Annotated in this window: 15 protein-coding genes; 2 read left to right on the top strand and 13 right to left on the bottom strand. The window is 65.5% G+C overall.

From position 1 onward, the window contains the following. Window positions 1-77 precede the first annotated feature (77 nt). Together ABIA70_RS09230 and hflX are read right to left on the bottom strand one after the other, a co-directional pair. Window positions 78-2,135: an ATP-dependent DNA helicase gene (locus ABIA70_RS09230; RefSeq protein ID WP_354147277.1), complete on the bottom strand. Its 2,058-nt coding sequence runs from the start codon at window positions 2,133-2,135 to the stop codon at window positions 78-80. Further along, on the bottom strand, window positions 2,128-3,693 hold the full coding sequence (hflX, locus tag ABIA70_RS09225) for a GTPase HflX (protein WP_354147276.1): 1,566 nt from the start codon (window positions 3,691-3,693) through the stop codon (window positions 2,128-2,130). Before hflX ends, ABIA70_RS09230 begins: the two co-directional genes overlap by 8 nt. Window positions 3,694-4,125: 432 nt before the next feature. On the opposite strand from hflX, the gene ABIA70_RS09220 reads away from it, so the two are divergent. After that, the gene (locus ABIA70_RS09220) at window positions 4,126-4,740 is read left to right on the top strand and encodes a class I SAM-dependent methyltransferase (protein WP_354147275.1); all 615 of its coding nucleotides are present in this window, start codon (window positions 4,126-4,128) and stop codon (window positions 4,738-4,740) included. Here ABIA70_RS09220 and dapF read toward each other — a convergent pair. The 6 genes from dapF to ABIA70_RS09190 all read right to left on the bottom strand — a co-directional run bounded on the left by dapF (window position 4,721) and on the right by ABIA70_RS09190 (window position 10,437). Next, window positions 4,721-5,665: a diaminopimelate epimerase gene (gene dapF / locus ABIA70_RS09215; RefSeq protein WP_354147274.1), complete on the bottom strand. Its 945-nt coding sequence runs from the start codon at window positions 5,663-5,665 to the stop codon at window positions 4,721-4,723. The genes ABIA70_RS09220 and dapF overlap by 20 nt on opposite strands. 53 nt (window positions 5,666-5,718) lie before the next feature. Then, on the bottom strand, window positions 5,719-6,615 hold the full coding sequence (gene miaA / locus ABIA70_RS09210) for a tRNA (adenosine(37)-N6)-dimethylallyltransferase MiaA (RefSeq protein WP_354147273.1): 897 nt from the start codon (window positions 6,613-6,615) through the stop codon (window positions 5,719-5,721). Window positions 6,616-6,618: 3 nt separating this feature from the next. Then, window positions 6,619-8,226 carry a tRNA (N6-isopentenyl adenosine(37)-C2)-methylthiotransferase MiaB gene (gene miaB / locus ABIA70_RS09205; RefSeq protein WP_354147272.1) on the bottom strand — a complete coding sequence of 536 codons (1,608 nt, stop codon included), beginning with the start codon at window positions 8,224-8,226 and terminating at the stop codon, window positions 6,619-6,621. Between the two features lie 66 nt (window positions 8,227-8,292). Then, window positions 8,293-8,913 (bottom strand): regulatory protein RecX, encoded by a 621-nt coding sequence (locus ABIA70_RS09200; protein ID WP_354147352.1) that lies wholly within the window; start codon window positions 8,911-8,913, stop codon window positions 8,293-8,295. Window positions 8,914-8,929: 16 nt separating this feature from the next. Continuing rightward, window positions 8,930-9,985 (bottom strand): recombinase RecA, encoded by a 1,056-nt coding sequence (recA, locus tag ABIA70_RS09195; protein WP_108598485.1) that lies wholly within the window; start codon window positions 9,983-9,985, stop codon window positions 8,930-8,932. 227 nt (window positions 9,986-10,212) lie between these two features. Continuing rightward, window positions 10,213-10,437, bottom strand: coding sequence for a DUF3046 domain-containing protein (locus ABIA70_RS09190; protein ID WP_354147271.1), 225 nt, complete (start codon window positions 10,435-10,437; stop codon window positions 10,213-10,215). 41 nt (window positions 10,438-10,478) lie between these two features. On the opposite strand from ABIA70_RS09190, the gene ABIA70_RS09185 reads away from it, so the two are divergent. Then, window positions 10,479-11,042, top strand: a complete 564-nt coding sequence (locus tag ABIA70_RS09185) for a MarR family winged helix-turn-helix transcriptional regulator (protein ID WP_354147270.1) — start codon at window positions 10,479-10,481, stop codon at window positions 11,040-11,042. Between the two features lie 94 nt (window positions 11,043-11,136). Here the strand turns inward: ABIA70_RS09185 and ABIA70_RS09180 are convergent, their stop codons facing one another. From ABIA70_RS09180 to ABIA70_RS09160, 5 genes are all read right to left on the bottom strand, one after another. Further along, window positions 11,137-11,589 carry a helix-turn-helix domain-containing protein gene (locus tag ABIA70_RS09180; protein WP_131685137.1) on the bottom strand — a complete coding sequence of 151 codons (453 nt, stop codon included), beginning with the start codon at window positions 11,587-11,589 and terminating at the stop codon, window positions 11,137-11,139. Window positions 11,590-11,741: 152 nt separating this feature from the next. Continuing rightward, a complete protein-coding gene (locus tag ABIA70_RS09175) occupies window positions 11,742-12,221 on the bottom strand; it encodes a CinA family protein (RefSeq protein ID WP_354147269.1) in 480 nt (159 codons plus the stop codon). 9 nt (window positions 12,222-12,230) lie between these two features. Next, on the bottom strand, window positions 12,231-12,866 hold the full coding sequence (gene pgsA / locus ABIA70_RS09170) for a CDP-diacylglycerol--glycerol-3-phosphate 3-phosphatidyltransferase (protein WP_354147268.1): 636 nt from the start codon (window positions 12,864-12,866) through the stop codon (window positions 12,231-12,233). Window positions 12,867-12,875: 9 nt separating this feature from the next. Then, the gene (locus ABIA70_RS09165; protein WP_354147267.1) at window positions 12,876-15,821 is read right to left on the bottom strand and encodes an FtsK/SpoIIIE family DNA translocase; all 2,946 of its coding nucleotides are present in this window, start codon (window positions 15,819-15,821) and stop codon (window positions 12,876-12,878) included. A gap of 129 nt (window positions 15,822-15,950) precedes the next feature. Next, entirely contained in the window at window positions 15,951-17,642 is a 1,692-nt protein-coding gene (locus tag ABIA70_RS09160) for a ribonuclease J (RefSeq protein ID WP_354147266.1), read from the bottom strand. Between the last annotated feature and the right edge of the window lie 19 nt (window positions 17,643-17,661).

Genomic DNA, 17,661 nt, shown 5'->3' with positions numbered 1-17,661 from the left:
GAGGACCCGAAGGGGCATTAGGTGACCCCGCGTTGTCGTTGGTCCTGGAAGCCGCTCACGCTCATCCGGGCCAGGCCTCAGGAGCCCTCCTTCGCCAGCCTTTCCAAGGCTGCGAAAGCAGTTTTGCGGTCCGTCGTAGGCCAGAACGGCGGAAGCGCGGCGCGCAGGAATCCGGCGTACCGCTCCGTGGCAAGCCGCGGATCGAGGACAGCCACTACCCCCTTGTCGCCCGTGGAACGGATCAGCCGTCCTGCCCCCTGGGCCAGGCGGATAGCGGCATGGGTGGCCGAAACGGCCATGAACCCGTTTCCGCCGGCCTGCGCCACGGCACGTGAACGGGCTGTCATCAGGGGATCATCCGGCCGCGGGAACGGAATACGGTCGATCACCACCAGGCGGCACGATCCGCCCGGAACGTCAACGCCCTGCCACAGGGACATGGTCCCGAACAGGCATGTGTCGGGCTCATCCGCGAACTGCTTGACCAGGGCAGTCATCGTTGAATCGCCCTGGCACAGGATGCTGAGCCCCAGCCGCGGACGCATGGCCTCGGCTGCCTCCTCGGCCGCGCGGCGGGACGAAAAGAGACACAGCGCGCCGCCCCCGGAGGCCCGGATCAGCGCCTCGAGTTCGTCCAGGGCCTCGGGCGCTGCCCCGCGCCCGGGTTTGGGCAGGTGCCCGGCCACGTAGAGGATTCCCTGCCTGGGGTAGTCAAACGGGGAACCGACATCGATACCGGTCCAGCTCGGCGCCCCCTCCCCTACCAGCCCCAGCCCGCCGGCGGCCGGTTCGAAGGCTGAACCGATGGCGAGGGTTGCTGAGGTCAGCACGACGGTGTGGCCGGCAAAGAGCCCTTCACGCAGCTTCCCCGCAACGCTGAGCGGTGCAATATTGATCAGGACCGGCGCCGTATCATCCGGCTGCCCGTAGCCCTGCTGCGGATCGAACGTACTGGCACGGGAGAACCAGACCACTTCGCGGTTCTCGCGGGCTACGATCAGCCGTTCGCACAGTTCAAGGATGAGCATCAGCCGTGAGCGGGCAAGCTGCCGCCCGCCGTCGGCCGTTTGGCTGCCTTCGCCCTTGGAATCGGAAAGTGCCGCCCGGCACGCTTCGCGCAACTGGTCCACACAGTCCAGTTGTTCGTCGTTGAGGCCGTTGGGGAGCAGCCCGTTGGGCACACCGGCCACGGCGAGCTCCAGGTTTGCGGCAGCCGCGTTGAGGGCATCGACCGTAATGGCGGTGTGCTTCCGTGCGCCGGAGGCGGCAGCGTGCACCATTGCCACGGAGAGCTGCCCGGACACAGCCCCGGTGACCCGGTCCTGGAGTTCGTGGGCCTCATCCACCACCACGACGTCGTACTCGGGAAGCACTGCCAGGCCTTCAAAGGCGCTGACGGCGAGCATGGCGTGGTTGGTGACCACGACGTCGGCGTCTGCAGCGTCGTGGCGTGCCAGCTCGCTGAAGCACTCCGCCGCCATCGGGCACTTCTGCGCCCCCAGGCATTCCATCGAGGTCACGGAAACCTGCCGCCATGCGCGGTCCGTGACGCCGGGAACAAGCTCGTCGCGGTCCCCGGTGCTTGTTTTCTCCGCCCACTCGCGCAGGCGTACTACTTCCTTCCCCAACTGGGACGAAGGACCGCCGAGGGCGGCGGCGAAATGCGGGACGGACGTGTCCTCGCCCAGGGAGAAAAGCTGGCCCTCAGCAGGTTCCTCGGAGGGGAACCCGCCTTCGAGTTTGTGCCTGCACACATAGTTGGAACGGCCCTTGACCAACGCGACCTTGACGGGCCGGTCAAGGGCAGGGGTGATGCTCTTGAGCAGCCGCGGAAGGTCACGGCCCACAATTTGGGTCTGCAACGCAAGTGTGGCGGTGGAAACCAGCGTCGGCTTGTCACTGACAAGCGAGTGCGCAATCAGCGGGATGAGGTAGGCGAGCGACTTGCCGGTGCCCGTACCGGCCTGGACGAGCAGGTGGTCACCGGTTTCAATGGCCTTGGCAACCTGCCTGGCCATCTCGTGCTGGCCGCTCCGGCTCTGACCGCCCATGCCCGCGACCGCGCGGTCGAGCAGTTCGATCACGAACTGCTCGGCCGCCGTAGCCGTAGTTTCCCCCACCACAACCTCAGTCATGGTTGACGAATGATTCCAGTTCAGCAGCCAGGCCTTCGCGGACCATCACCACAGCGCGTGTGCCGTCCTCACCGTGATCCAGGCTCAGGATCTCGGCATCGGTCTCGTGCAGCTTGCTGATCAGGTCACCGCGGTCGTACGGGATCAGGAGCTCGAGCTTGACGCTGGGACGCGGAATCGCTTCGCTGATGGCGCGCAGCAGCTCCGCGATGCCCTGGCCGGTGCGGGCGGACACCACCACGTGGCGGGGCTCGCGCTGCTTGAGGCGTTCCACCACAAAAGGATCCGCGGCATCGGCCTTGTTGAGCACAATGATCTCGGGGATGTTGCGGGCGTCCACTTCGCTGAAGACTTTACGGACGGCCGCTATCTGGCCCTCCGGATCCGGGTGGGACACGTCCACAACGTGCAGGATCAGGTCCGAATCGGCCACTTCCTCCAGCGTTGACCGGAAGGCCTCCACCAGCTGGGTGGGCAGGGAACGGACAAAGCCCACGGTGTCGGCCAGGGTGTAGCCCAGACCGTCGGAGGTTTCGGCCTTGCGCACCGTGGGATCAAGGGTGGCGAAAAGGGCGTTCTCCACCAGCACGCCTGCGTCGGTCAGCCTGTTCAGCAGCGATGACTTTCCGGCGTTGGTGTACCCGGCGATGGCGACGGACGGGACGGAATTACGACGGCGGTTGGCCCGCTTTGTTTCGCGTGCCGGCTTCATCGCGGCGATTTCACGCCGGAGCTTGGCCATCCGCGTGCGGATCCGGCGGCGGTCGAGTTCGATCTTCGTTTCACCGGGTCCACGGGAACCCATACCGGCGCCGGCGCCACCCACCTGGCCACCGGCCTGGCGGGACATCGACTCACCCCAGCCACGCAGGCGCGGCAGGAGGTACTCAAGCTGTGCCAGCTCCACCTGGGCCTTGCCCTCACGGCTCTTGGCGTGCTGGGCGAAGATGTCCAGGATCAGGGCCGTGCGGTCGATCACCTTGACCTTGACGATGTCCTCGAGGCCACGCCGTTGGGAGGGTGCCAGTTCGGCATCCACCACCACGGTGTCTGCTCCGGTGGCCATCACGATTTCCTTGAGTTCAAGGGCCTTTCCGGAGCCCAGGAACGTGCCGGGGTCCGGTTTGGCCCGGCGCTGCACCAGGCCGTCCAGGACTTCCGAGCCGGCTGTCTCCGCGAGGGCGGCGAGTTCGCGCAATGAGTTTTCCGCGTCCGCCAGGGTGCCCTCGGACCACAGGCCCGCGAGAACCACCCGCTCGAGCCGGAGCTGCCGGTATTCGACTTCGGTGACGTCTTCGAGCTCGGTGGACAGGCCTGCTACGCGCCGCAATGCCCGGCGTTCCTCGAGGTCCTGCTGGTCGCCGTCGTACGTGGTGTGCTCGCCGTCCAGGCGGGAGATGGCCTGGGCCCTGCCGAACACGGCCTTGTCGCCGTCAGTGGCGGTGGCGTTCCTGGCCGGTACGTCCTTGGCAAGAATCCGGTCGATCACAGCTTGGATTTCCTCGGGACTCATGTCCTGGGCTGCTGGATCGGAACCGGTATTGGGCTGGCTGGTCATGGTCTCCTTTGAAGATTCGGCATTTTCAGAATAGTGCCGATTGTTGTTCAGTGGTGAAGTATTCGCGCTGGGCTGACGGCTTGCGGTCATCCGGGCCTCCTGGGCTGCTGCGCGGGCGGTTCAGTCCGATGCCGCGCGCAAAGTGAAATTCGCATCCTGTGGATGCTTGACGTGGGGGAAGGCACAGGCAGGTCAGCGAAGCGGAAAGCGGGGGCTGATGCTTCGAGTGCTGCCCGGCGGCAGGACAGAGATGGGAGACTGTCTTGTGCGCGCACGCGGAAGGTTGAAAACCTGCATCGCTGCGGGGCGCGGCCGGCCGACGGGGCTGAGCCCGTGCGTGCTACTCGAGGATCAGGAACATGGGTTCAAGATTAGCAGAACGGGTGGCTGCAGTTTCGCATTGTCCGCTGCGGCCAACTAATCTGGCCAGTTATGGAGTCCGCACACTATTTCAGCGCAACGCCCGCCGGGCCGTTCACCCGCAAGCCGCTCACTGTTGAACTGGCCGGCGAATCGCGCAAGCTGCAGACCTCCGCAGGGATCTTCAGCCCCGACGGGATCGACAAGGGAACGGCTGTGCTTCTGGCCGAGGCCCCGGCACCTTCCCCCACCGGCAACCTCCTGGACATCGGCTGCGGCTGGGGGCCCATTGCGCTTACGTTGGCCCTGCGCGCGCCGCACGCAAAGGTCTACGCGGTGGACGTGAACGAGCGCTGCATCACGCTGACCAACGAGAACGCGGCGCTGCTGGGCCTGGGCAATGTGGTAGCCAGCACCCCGGAGCAGGTGGACCCGGAATTGCGCTTCGACACGATCTGGTCCAATCCGCCCATCCGGATCGGCAAGGACGAACTCCACGGCCTGCTGAAGCTGTGGCTGCCCCGCCTCGCGCCGGGCGGCTCTGCCTGGCTGGTGGTCCAGAAAAACCTGGGTTCCGATTCGCTTCAGCGCTGGCTTGCGGCCGAACTGGATGCCTCGTTCACCGTGACCCGGGAATCCACCTCGAAATCCTTCCGGATCCTGCGGGTCAGGAAAGCGTCCCGCTAGCCACAATCACCGCTGGGCCGCTTAGCTCGACATGCTCGTGGCCGGCCGCTCCGGAAAAGAACTTGACTCCGACGACCCCGCCGGGAACCCTCACCTGCCAGGTATCGGGTGCTTCCGCTCCTGCCCAGTGCCGGATGGCGACCGCTGCGGCGCAGGCACCTGTTCCGCACGACTGTGTTTCGCCCACGCCGCGTTCGTGCACCCGCATGGTCACGGTTCCGATCCCGTCATGGACCAGAGGATCAGAGGGCACGACGAATTCGACGTTGGTGCCTTTCGCCGGCACGGGATCAACATGCGGTGCATCGAAGAGCCGGGTGGCCTCCAGCTCGGACAGTTCCGCCAGGGCAACAACGGTGTGCGGATTGCCCATGCTCACAGACAGCGCGGGACGGGGTACTTCCAGGCCTTCGGCAGTGACCAGGGAATCCATGGCTTTTGCGCTGGCTTCCCCGGGGAAGATGAACTCCCACGGTCCCATATCCACCGCGTAATTTTCCCCCGTCCGGACCACGGTCTTGACGCCGCCGCGCGTTCCGATGGTGAGCGCTCCGCCGTCGGGCAGGTCGACAAGGCCTTCGGCGCGGAGAAAGTGCACAAAGACGCGGACTCCGTTGCCGCACATTTCGGAGAGGGATCCGTCGCCGTTGCGGTAGTCCATGAACCACTCCGCGTCAGGGCTGGTACCGAGCAGTTCGCGGCCCTCGGACAGGTACCGGGACGGGACGGCGCGGATCAGGCCATCACCGCCGATGCCGCGGTGACGGTCGCACAGCGCGGCAACCTGTTCAGCGTCGATGGTCTGGACGCCCTCCGGGTCGGCGATCAGCACAAAATCGTTGCCCGTGCCGTGGCCCTTGGAGAAGCGGAGTCCGCCCAACGTGCGGAAGGCGGGCTCTGTGGTCTCTGCGGGAGTTGCGTGCATGCTCCTAGGTTACCGGCCAGCCGGAAATCAGTTGAAACGGCCGACGGCGGCGCTCACTTGCAGAGCCGGGCCGCCTGCGCTGCGAGGTCCGGAGCGTCCCAGTCCAGCCAGGTGATCCGCGGGTCGGCCCGGAACCAGGTCAGCTGCCGCCGTGCGAATTGCCTGGTTGCCACGATGGTGTCCTCCACAGCGTCCGCCACCGTGCATTCGCCATCGAGAACCTTGAGGAACTGCGCATAGCCCAGCGCGCGGGGGGCGGTCTTGCCCCGGCGCAGTCCCGACGCGTCGAGGCGGCGCACCTCGTCCAGCAGTCCGCGCTGCACCATCGCCTCCACCCGCAGGGCCAGCCGCTCCCGGAGCACCTCCCGGTCCACTGAAAGGCCGATCTGGATGGCGGGCCGGAAGTACTCGCGGCGGGGCATGAAAGAGCTGAAGGGGCGTCCGGTGAGCTGGTGCACTTCGAGCGCCCTGATGATCCTGCGTGCGTCGGCGACACGGCCGGCGGACACCGGGTCCACATTACGGAGCCGGGCAAGGAGAGCCTCCTGGCCGGCTTCCTCGAGTTCGGCCTCCAACTGGCGGCGCAGTTCCGGGTCCGTTCCTGGGAATTCCAGGACGTCCAGGGCTGACCTTACGTACAGGCCCGAACCACCGGCCAGGATGGCCCGCTTGCCCCGGGAGTGGACGTCGCTGATGATGTTCCGGGCCTGCTGCTGGAAGTCGGAGACGCTGGCCTCCTGCGTGACATCCAGGGTGTCCAGCAGGTGGTGCGGCACGCCCTTGCGTTCGGCCAGGGTGATTTTGGCGGTGCCGATGTCCATGCCGCGGTAGAACTGCATGGCGTCGGCGTTGATGACCTCACCGTCCAGTTCAAGTGCCAGGCTGACGGCGAGGTCGGACTTGCCTGACCCGGTGGGACCGACGACGGCGATGACCGGAGGCTGTGCCAACTGTCAGCGGCCCCGGACCGGCAGCGAGGGCATGCCCAGCGAGACGCCTGTCCGGCCGGCGCCGGTGCCCGCTGCGGCGGGCACCGGCGCACCGCATGAATCGGCCTGCGACCTGTCCCAGGCGTCGCCGGCGCGCGAGCGTCGAAGGCTGTAGTCGTTCAGTCCGGGGTCGGCCACGAGGTGGAAGGCCGCCGCCTCGGTGATGGTCACTGTAACCAGGTCCCCTGGGCGGGGCGCCTCGGCACCGTCAGGGACGGAGAAGTGCACCAGCCGCTGGTCCTGGGTACGCCCGGACAACCGGTGGGTTTCCCCGGCCTTCCGTCCGGAGTGGGCAGTCACCATGACCTCCACGCGGCGGCCAAGCTGTTTCGCGTTTTCCTCGGCGGCGATCCTGTCCTGCAGCGCGGTCAGCCGTTCGAAGCGCTCCTGGACCACAGCCTTGGGCAGCTGGTCAGGCAGGTCCGCAGCGGGGGTGCCCGGCCGCTTTGAGTACTGGAAGGTGAAAGCGGTGGCAAAGCGGGACTTCTCCACCACATCAAGGGTTGCCTGGAAGTCCTCCTCGGTTTCGCCCGGGAATCCCACGATGATGTCGGTGGAGATCGCTGCGTGCGGGATCTTCTCGCGGACCTTGTCCAGGATGCCCAGGAACTTGGTGGACCGGTAGGAGCGCTTCATGTCGCGGAGGACTTTATCGGACCCGGACTGCAGGGGCATGTGGAGCTGCGGCATCACGTTGGGCGTCTCTGCCATGGCGTCGATGACGTCGTCCGTGAAGGCGGCCGGGTGGGGGCTGGTGAAACGCACACGTTCCAGGCCCTCGATGTCCCCGCATGCGCGCAGGAGCTTGGAGAAGGCCTGCCTGTCACCGAACTCCACCCCATAGGAGTTGACGTTCTGCCCCAGAAGCGTGACCTCGATGGCACCGTCAGCCACCAGAGCCTGGATTTCCGCCATGATGTCTCCGGGCCGGCGGTCCTTTTCCTTGCCGCGAAGGGCCGGGACGATGCAGAACGTGCAGGTGTTGTTGCAGCCCACCGAGATGGATACCCAGCCTGAATAGACCGAGTCGCGTTTGGTGGGCAGTGTGGACGGGAAGACGTCGAGGGACTCCAGGATTTCGAGCTGGGCCTCGTTGTTGTGCCGGGCCCGGTCCAGCAGAGCAGGCAGCGCGCCCACGTTGTGCGTGCCGAAGACGGCATCCACCCACGGGGCCTTCCTGAGGATGGTCTCGCGGTCCTTCTGTGCCAGGCAGCCACCCACCGCGATCTGCATTCCCGGGTTGGCGGCCTTGACCGGGGCCAGCATGCCCAGGTTTCCGTAAAGCTTGTTGTCGGCATTTTCGCGGACCGCGCAGGTATTGAATACCACGACGTCGGCGTGCTCACCATCCGCAGGAATGTAGCCTGCCGCTTCCAGCATTCCGGCCATCCGCTCCGAGTCATGCACGTTCATCTGGCAGCCGAAGGTGCGGACCTGGTAGGTGCGCGGCTGCGGCGCAGCAGAGGCCGGTGCAGCAGCGGCCGACGAGGCAGCGGCCGACGAGGCAGCGGCCGACGCAGAGGCTGAAGAAGGAACGGTACCGGATGCGGGGGAAGGAATGGTCAAACTCACCTGTTAAGGGTAACGGGTTGGCGGAGGCGCCGCCGATCTGCCCTCGGGAAAGCGACCGCCGTAGGCCTAGTCCTCCGCGTGCCAGTCCACATGGTTCTCAGCCAGCGCGTCGATGACCTCGCCCACCACCCGAAATGCCTGCGACGGCTGGTATCCCTTCCGCGCGAGCATGGAGGCCAGGCGCCGGGTAACCTTGTCCCGCTCCGCCCGGTCCGACAGGTCCGTTCCGGGCCGGAGTTTCCGTTCCACGAGGCGGCGGGCGGCTTCTTCCTCATCGGCGTCGGAGAGCTGTTCAAGTGCACTCGCGGCTGTCTCGGGGTCGATGCCCTTGTCCGAGAGCTCGCGGCGCAGTGCACCCTTGGCAAGCTTCCGTGACTGGGAGCGGCTGCGGACCCACATGTCGGCGAATTCGGCGTCGTCGATGAGCCGCACCTCCTGGAACCGGTCCAGAACGGCCTCGGCCACATCCTCGGGAATGTTCCGCTCCGCCAGCTTCCGGGACAGCTGCAGCCGGCTTTTGGCCGAGCTGGTCAGCTGCCGCAGAACGATGGCGCGGGCAACGGAGGCGGGATCCGGCTCCGGGTCCGCGGCCACGGACGAGTCAGGAGCGGGCCCGTCCTGCCCGAAACTCCTGGGCCCGCCGCCCCTTCGCCGCCGCCGTGCCGGCCCCGGCTCCCGCTCTTCCATCAGGTCCATGGAGCCCCTAGAAACCGTCAACGGCCTTCAGCTTGGGAGTGTCCTTGGACTCGTCAGCTGCAGGCTTGACGCCAACGCCGAGCTTCTCCTTGATGAGCCGTTCAAGCTCCGTTGCCAGCTCGGGGTTGTCGCGCAGGAACCTGCGGGAGTTCTCCATGCCCTGGCCCAGCTGGTCGCCGTCATAGGTAAACCATGAACCGGACTTTTTGATGATGCCGTGCTCAACGCCCATATCGATGATGCCGCCCTCACGGGAGATGCCCAGGCCGTAGATGATGTCGAATTCGGCAATCTTGAAGGGCGGGGCCATCTTGTTCTTGACGATCTTGGCCTTGGTGCGGTTACCGACGGAGTCGGCACCTTCCTTGAGTGTCTGGATCCGGCGGACGTCGATGCGGATTGAGGCGTAGAACTTCAGTGCCTTACCACCGGTGGTGGTCTCCGGGGAGCCGAAGAACACGCCGATCTTTTCGCGAAGCTGGTTGATGAAGATGGCGGTGGTTTTGGTCTGGCTCAGGCGGCCGGTGATCTTACGCAGCGCCTGGCTCATCAGACGGGCCTGCAGACCCACGTGGCTGTCACCCATGTCGCCCTCGATTTCGGCGCGCGGAACAAGGGCTGCGACGGAGTCGATAACGATCACATCAAGCGAGCCGGAACCGATCAGCATGTCCATGATTTCCAGGGCCTGCTCGCCGGTGTCCGGCTGCGAGACCAGCAGGGCATCCGTATCCACGCCAAGCTTGGCAGCGTATTCCGGATCCAGGGCGTGTTCGGCGTCAATGAAGGCCGCGATGCCGCCGAGGCGCTGGGCGTTGGCCACAGCGTGGAGGGCAACGGTGGTTTTACCGGAGGATTCCGGGCCATAGATCTCCACGACGCGGCCGCGCGGCAGGCCGCCAATTCCCAAGGCGACGTCCAAAGCGATGGACCCGGTGGGGATGACCTCGATCGGAGCACGCACCTCATCACCCAGCCGCATGACGGAGCCCTTGCCGAACTGCTTGTCAATCTGGGCCAGCGCTGCTTCCAACGCTTTTTCACGATCCGGGGCTGCCGCCATGGTTCACACCTCTAATGCTTTCTCGCTTTGGGGTGGCCTTAGCGGCCGTTTATTGGTCATCTCTGACGCTAATGGCACCCACTGACAATCAAGCCGGATGACATCGCCTATGTGGATAACCCACTACGAAAAGCATAGCTATACCCGAACAGATATTCGAACAGGGCCGGCGGCGTGTCAGTGGAAAGAGCGGGCGCACTGCCTGCCCGGAACGTTGGGTTGCGGTGTCAGTCGCGGAGGGGTTTGACGTCGCGGCCCAGCCGGCGCTCCGGCGGCACGTCCTGGACATCGCAGACTGCCAGCCATACCTGCCGGGGGCTTACACCGGCCGCGAGGGCCTGGTCAGCCGTGCGTCCGCCCACTCCGGCCAGGACCAGGGTGCTGCCCAGGACGCGGGAGTACCCGGCTCCGAATTCGTCGTCCATAAGCCGCCAATAGTCACTGATCCGCACCAATAGAGTCTCTCATGACCGGGGACCCTAGAATTGTTGCCATGAGCAACGTGCCTGATACGCCTCCGTCGAAGGGTCCCGCGGAGACAACTCCAGCCGGTACAGCGGCGACGCGTCCTGCGGAGCCTGAGGCAGGCGGGGACACCCTGGACGCGGCCCTGAATAATGTGGAACACCAGATCAGCCTCTTCTGGCGCCGTGCGCGGTCTGTGTCCCAACAACTCTCCCGGCAGGTCCACCCCGATATGGAGCCGGCGGCGTATGGCCTGATGGCGGTCATCCGGCGGGAGGGCCCCATCCGCCTGACCGACCTTGCCCTGAACATCGGCGTGGGAAAGCCCTCCGTGAGCCGCCAGATCGCCTTCCTGGAAAGCCTGGGCCTGGTTTCCAAGGAAGCCGATCCCCTGGACGGCAGGGCGCAGGCGATCCGCCTGACTGAGAAGGGCGAGGAAAAGATGCACCAGGTCCAGGATGCGCGCCGGCAGGTGTTCCGCGAGCGGCTGGGCGAATGGCCGGTCGGCGAACTGCAGACGCTTGCTGCCTACATGGCAAAGCTCAACACCATCTATGAGCACGACGGTTTCGCGAAGGACCCGTCCGCCTGAGGCAGCGACGCAAAACCTGGAAGGCAACGACAAAGCCTCCGGCCCTTGGGCCGGAGGCTTTGTCGTGTAACTGCCTTTGGATGCTGCGGACGGCTTAGCGCGCGCCGGAGAGCAATCCGGTGGAGAGTTCGCTGTTGAGCTCAGCGCTCAGGTCGCGCTCAAGATCGCGTCCGTAACGCTGTGAGAATTCCTGGGGAACAGTGTCCGGAACGGCTACGCCCTCGGCGACAGCAACGCGGTCGCTGACTTCGCGGAGCATGCTGGACAACGGAACATCCAGGGCAGAGCAGATTGATGAAAGGAGCTCTGACGACGCTTCCTTTTGGCCACGCTCCACTTCGCTGAGGTAGCCCAGGGAAACCCGGGCGCTGTGCGAAACTTCGCGGAGCGTACGTCCTTGGCGCTGGCGGACATCGCGCAGGACATCACCGATTTCGTGACGAAGTACAACCATCTTGCGCTCCTTCTGTTCGCTCTTGGCCTGATCGGCGAGGCCCACATCCTTCCAGCGGACAACGCCGTTTACGGATACGGGCTGCTTTACCATCTGTATCGCCTTGCTCCCTCATAAGTGCGGTCCGCCGTGGAGCGAACCGTGGTGGTTTAATCATCCTAGGCGCCTCCGCAGTCCGGAAGCGACACAAAGTAATAACTAATGGATACCGGGATTTGTTCCCGGCAACTTTACGCCCGGTAACTTCAGGGCGATAGGGCCGCGAGCAGACTTTCCAATGCCGCCCCGCACGCCTGTCCACGGATCTCGGCCCGGTTTCCGGTAAAGCCATACTCGGCGAAGGTGACACCGCCTGCGGTGGCGACGCCGATGAACACCGTTCCGACAGGCTTGCCGTCATGCGCTTCGGGGCCGGCCACTCCCGTGGTGGCGATGCCGATGTCGGCACCCAACACGGTCCGGGCGCCGTCCGCCATCGCCGCGGCGACGTCCCCATCTACGGATCCGACGGCGTCGAGAAGTTCAGGTGAGACCTTCAGGACCCCTGACTTGACCGTGTTCTGGTATGCCACCACGCCGCCCTGCAGCATGCCGGATGCACCGGGTGTGTCGGCTAAAACAGCAGCGACCATGCCCGCCGTGAGTGATTCCGCCGTGGCAACCGTCCGGCCGGCGTCCAGGGCCTTCCTGACTGCCTGTTCCGCCAGGTGATGAAGATTAGTCACGTCAGCTCCCTACTTGGATGCTCTTGTTTCCCGGGCCTTCTTGCCCTGCGAGCGGAGCTTCAGGGCTTCAATGACATATTCGACGCCGGTCCAGACCGTGATCAGGACCGCCGCCATCATGACGGCGAAGGCCACCCACACCAGCCATGGAGCAAACGCGCCCAGCGGCATGAGGTACAGGAAGATCGCTGCCGTCTGGACCACGGTTTTGAGCTTGCCGCCCCGCGACGCCGGGATGACGCCGTAGCGGATGACAAAGAAGCGGAGGGCCGTGATGCCCCACTCCCTGACGAGGATGACGATGGTGATCCACCAGGGCAGTTCGTTGAGGATGGAGAGCATCACCAGCGCCGAGCCGATCAGGAGCTTGTCCGCAATGGGGTCCGCGATTTTGCCGAAGTTGGTGATGAGTCCACGGCTCCTGGCGATGTCGCCGTCGAGCTTGTCCGTGTAGATGGCGACGGCGAACGCCGCTACCGCCGCCCAGCGCCAGGGCCCCAGTTCGCTTTCAAAGCCGGGAGCGTCCGCCACCAGAAACCAGATGAAGAACGGCACAAGGGCGATGCGCAGCATTGTCAGGATGTTGGGAAGATTCCAGATTCCTGCGCTGCTGGAGCCGGCGGCGGTTTCTTCGGTGCTAGTCACCTTCCTAGGCTACCGTCCGGTGAGTGACCAGGCGTCCTCGGATCCATCTTCGTCGTCCCCCCGGGCACCTGGCGGCGAGTCGGCGCCGTCGTAGTATTCAACGTTCTGGCTGCGCTGGTCCAGGTCAGCCTGCACCAGGTCCTCGGCGTAGCCGCCTTGGGCGATGTTCGCGTTGGCGTTCTCGCTCAGCGCTGCAGTCTGCGAATCGGGAACAGCGGGACCCTCCTGGCCCTTCATGGCTGCGAGCACGGCCGCGAGGTCGTCGGGCTTGACCAGCACGTCGCGGGCCTTGGATCCTTCCGAAGGCCCGACCACTCCCCTGGATTCGAGCAGGTCCATCAGCCGCCCGGCCTTGGCGAAGCCGACACGCAGCTTGCGCTGAAGCATAGAGGTTGAGCCGAACTGCGTGGTGACCACAAGCTCGGTGGCCTGCAACAGCACCTCAAGGTCATCCCCGATGTCGTCGTCGATCTGCTTCTTCTGCGCTTCGGGCGCAACGTCGTCGCGGTAGTCGGCCTTGAGCTGGCCCTTGACGTGTTCAACCACCTTGTGGATCTCAGACTCTGTGACCCACGCACCCTGGACACGCATGGCCTTGGACGCACCCATCGGCAGGAACAGGGCGTCACCCTGGCCAATGAGTTTCTCGGCGCCGGGCTGGTCCAGGACCACGCGGGAGTCGGTGACGGAGGACGTGGCGAACGCCATCCGCGACGGGACGTTGGCCTTGATCAGCCCGGTGACGACGTCGACGGAGGGCCGCTGGGTGGCCAGGACCAGGTGGATGCCGGCGGCACGGGCCAGCTGGGTGATGCGCACGATCGAGTCTTCGACGTCGCGCGGAGCCACCATCATGAGGTCGGCGAGCTCATCAACGATCACCAGCAGGTAAGGGTAGGGCCGGATGACGCGTTTGGAGTCGACCGGCGGGTGCACTTTTCCGGCACGGACGGCTTTGTTGAAGTCGTCAATGTGCTTGAAACCGTAGTTCGCGAGGTCGTCGTAGCGGGCGTCCATCTCCCGGACCACCCATTGCAGCGCCTCCGCGGCCTTCTTGGGGTTGGTGATGATCGGGGTGATGAGGTGCGGAACGCCCTCATAGGCGGTCAATTCCACGCGCTTGGGGTCCACCATGACCATGCGGACCTCATCCGGGGTGGCCCGCATGAGGATCGAGGTGATCATCGAGTTCACGAACGAGGACTTACCTGCACCGGTGGCACCGGCAACGAGCAGGTGGGGCATCTTGGCGAGGTTGGCCACAACGTAGCCACCCTCGACATCTTTGCCCACCCCCATGACCATCGGGTGGTCGGTGCGGCGGGCGTTCTGGCTGCGGAGGACGTCGCCGAGGGAGACCGTTTCACGGTCCGTGTTGGGAATCTCGATGCCGATGGCCGACTTGCCGGGGATGGGGCTGAGGATCCGCACGTCGCTGGAGGCGACGGCGTAGGAGATGTTTTTGGACAAGGCCGTGACGCGCTCCACCTTGGTACCCGGGGAGAGCTCGATCTCGTAGCGGGTCACCGTGGGTCCGCGGCTGAAGCCGGTGACCTGGGCCTCCACGTTGAACTGGTTGAGGGTCTCGGTCAGGGAAGCGACGATGGCGTCGTTGGCTTCCGTGCGTTCCTTGGGAATGGAGCCCGGGGTCAGGACGTCCGACGGCGGGAGGGTGTACGTGACATCGCCCGCCAGGGAGAGTTGCTCGGTCCGCTGCGGAATGGGGGTGGGCGGCGGAATCGGGGTGACGGGCTTGGCCGGCACCTGCGGAACGGCCACCGCTGCGGGATTCAGCGAACCCGCGGCCACCATGCCGGGGGTCACCAGCGGAATGGCTTCAGTGGCGTTCTCCCCCGCCCCTGGCGCGGCGGAACCCAGGCCCTGGGCGGCTTTGATCTTTTCGACGGCGATCTCCGCCTGTGTGGGGCGGCGGACTCCGGGAGCGGGCCTGGGCCGTGACCCCGACGCTCCGGCTTCGGTCTCGTCGTCGTCAATGACGGCGTGCTCGAAGGCTTCGTCGCCCACGTAGCCTTCGAGTTTGGGACCGGCTTCGTCGTCCTTTCCGAAGAAGCGCCGCTTCTTCTTCTTGGGTACCGCCGCCGGCGGCGTTTCCTCAAGGTAGCTGCGGTCGTGGCTGTCCGCCGCTTCGCCGGGCTCCTGCAGATCGATGCCCATCAGGTGCTCGTAGGCCGAGCGCAGCCGGCGGGGAATGGCTCCGAAGGGGGTGGCAGTGATGATCAGCAGCGAGACGAAGGCCAGCAGGCCATAAAGCACCAGGGGCACCGCCGGGTGGATGGCCGCCAGCGGCGACGCCGCGAGGAAGCCGAGCATGCCGCCGGCCTGCCTCAGGCCGTCAAACCCCTCGGCGACGGTGGGCTGGCCGGCGAGGACGTGGGACAGTCCGCAACCCGCGAAGGTCATGATGAGGAAACCGATGCCCACCCGGTTGTTGCCGCGGCCGTCGTCGGGCTGCCGGAAGAGCCGGAAGGCGCAGACGAAAAGCATGAGCGGCAGCAGCAGCGACATCCAGCCGAAGGTGCCGTTGACCACGCTGTAGACGGCATCCGGGAACCAGCCAGTCATTCCCCACCACGCAAACGTGGCGATGAAGACGCCGAGGGCCAGGTTGAAGAGGGCGGCGCCGTCGCGGCGGTCTTCCGCCGGGAGGTCGCTGACGTCGGAGCCGATCCGGCGGACTCCCCCGCCCACCAGGTGGCCTACGCCCAGCCACGCGCCAGCGACAACACGCAGGAGCCAGGGCTGCCGCTGTTCGACGGCGGGAAGCCGGCGCGTGGCTGAGGCGCCGGAGGATGATCCCCGTCCCCCGGAGGTGCCCGTCTTGGACCCTGTGGAGCCCGCGCCGCGCCCCGCCGAGCCGCCCGGCTTGGCGCCGGAACTGCGGCCCGTGTTGCCGCCGGTGTTGCCTCGGGGCGCGGAAGTAGTACGAGTGGCCATACGTGCCACGGTACCTGAACTGATGCGGTTTTCCGCGGATTTGCAGCCGTTCCCGGCCCCCATGTTGCCCATGGGAAAGGCCCGGTTCCGAGGAACCGGGCCTTTGAAATCCGCTGGGCTTCAGCGCTGTTAAGCCTCGAGGACCACCGGGATGATCATGGGCTTGCGGCGGAGCTTGCGGTTGACCCAGGTACCGACAACGCGGCGTACAACCTGCTGGAGCTGGTGCGTGGTGTGGTCCGTCCGGTTGAGCACGGCTTCTTCCAGCGCGGCATTGATCTTGGGGATGATTTCGTCGAAAACGGAATCGTCCTCTGCCACGCCGCGGGCGTGGATTTCGGGCCCGGAAACCACCTTGCCGGTGGCCCGGTGAATGACGGTGATGATGGAGATGAAGCCTTCATCACCCAGGGTCTGGCGGTCCTTCAGATCGGCCTCCGTGACTTCGCCGACACTGGAGCCGTCAACGTAGACAAAGCCGACCTCGATCTGGCCTACCACGTCTGCGCGGTGGTCCTTGAGGTCGATGACGGTGCCGTTGTCGGAGAGGATGACGCTGGCTTCCGGCACACCTGATTCGATGGCGATCTTGCCGTTGGCAATCAGGTGGCGGGTCTCGCCGTGCACGGGCATGGCGTTGAGCGGCTCAAGGATGTTGTAGCAGTAGAGCAGCTCGCCGGCTGCCGCGTGGCCTGAGACGTGGACCTTGGCGTTGCCCTTGTGGATAACGTCGGCACCGAGCTTCAGCAGGCCGTTGATGATGCGGAAGACGGCGTTTTCGTTGCCAGGGATGAGGCTGGAGGCCAGGATCACGGTGTCGCCCTGGCCCACCACTACGCGGTGGTCTCCGTTGGCCATGCGGGACAGCGCCGCCATCGGTTCGCCCTGGGAACCGGTGGACATCAGGACCACGCGGTTGTCCGGCATGTTGTCGATGTTTTTGATATCGACGACGAGGCCCGGGGGTACGTCAAGGTAGCCGAGTTTCTCCGCGATGGCCATGTTGCGGACCATCGAGCGGCCGACGAAGGCCACTTTACGGTTGTGCTTGGCCGCGGCGTCGAGCACCTGCTGTACGCGGTGGACGTGCGAGGAGAAGGACGCCACAATGATCCGCTTGGTGGCCTGGCCGAAGAGCCGTTCCAGGGTCGGACCGATCTCCTTCTCGGCGGTGGTGAAGCCCGGCACGTCCGCGTTGGTCGAGTCGGACATGAAGAGGTCCACTCCTTCTTCGCCGAGCTTGGCGAAGTGGCGGAGGTCGGTGATCCGGCCGTCCAGGGGCAACTGGTCCATTTTGAAGTCGCCCGTGTGCAGGACGGTGCCGGCGGCGGTGCGGATGAAGACAGCCAGGGCATCGGGGATGGAGTGGTTGACCGCGACGAATTCGCATTCGAAGGGACCGAACTTTTCGACCTGCCCCTCCTCAACGGTCAAGGTGTAAGGACGGATCCGGTGTTCCTGCAGCTTTGCCTCGATCAGGGCAAGGGTCAGCTGGGACCCCACCAGCGGAATGTCCGCACGGAGCCGCAGGAGGTAGGGCACGGCGCCGATGTGGTCCTCGTGGCCATGCGTGAGGACGACGGCGACGATGTCGTCGACGCGGTCCGCGATGTAGGAGAAATCAGGCAGGATCAGGTCAACGCCGGGCTGGGTCTCCTCCGGGAAGAGGACACCGCAGTCCACGACGAGCAGCTTGCCGTCGATTTCGAACACGGCCATGTTCCGGCCGATCTCCCCCAGGCCTCCGAGCGGAACAATCCGCAGGGTGCCTTGCGGCAGGCGTGGGGGCGTGACAAGGCCGGGAAGGGCGGTTTGGGTCATAGTGCACTACTTTCCAGGC

Source organism: Arthrobacter sp. 754, assembly GCF_040548695.1.
GTDB lineage: Bacteria > Actinomycetota > Actinomycetes > Actinomycetales > Micrococcaceae > Arthrobacter.
This window is presented reverse-complemented; position numbering and strand designations above follow the sequence as displayed.

Bases quoted from the DNA above. Each gene is read 5' to 3' on its own strand.
- ABIA70_RS09230 (WP_354147277.1), bottom strand. From the start codon at position 2,135: ATGACTGAGGTTGTGGTGGGGGAAACTACGGCTACGGCGGCCGAGCAG.
- hflX (WP_354147276.1), bottom strand. From the start codon at position 3,693: ATGACCAGCCAGCCCAATACCGGTTCCGATCCAGCAGCCCAGGACATG.
- ABIA70_RS09220 (WP_354147275.1), top strand. From the start codon at position 4,126: ATGGAGTCCGCACACTATTTCAGCGCAACGCCCGCCGGGCCGTTCACC.
- dapF (WP_354147274.1), bottom strand. From the start codon at position 5,665: ATGCACGCAACTCCCGCAGAGACCACAGAGCCCGCCTTCCGCACGTTG.
- ABIA70_RS09200 (WP_354147352.1), bottom strand. From the start codon at position 8,913: ATGGAAGAGCGGGAGCCGGGGCCGGCACGGCGGCGGCGAAGGGGCGGC.
- recA (WP_108598485.1), bottom strand. From the start codon at position 9,985: ATGGCGGCAGCCCCGGATCGTGAAAAAGCGTTGGAAGCAGCGCTGGCC.
- ABIA70_RS09185 (WP_354147270.1), top strand. From the start codon at position 10,479: ATGAGCAACGTGCCTGATACGCCTCCGTCGAAGGGTCCCGCGGAGACA.
- ABIA70_RS09180 (WP_131685137.1), bottom strand. From the start codon at position 11,589: ATGGTAAAGCAGCCCGTATCCGTAAACGGCGTTGTCCGCTGGAAGGAT.
- ABIA70_RS09165 (WP_354147267.1), bottom strand. From the start codon at position 15,821: ATGGCCACTCGTACTACTTCCGCGCCCCGAGGCAACACCGGCGGCAAC.
- ABIA70_RS09160 (WP_354147266.1), bottom strand. From the start codon at position 17,642: ATGACCCAAACCGCCCTTCCCGGCCTTGTCACGCCCCCACGCCTGCCG.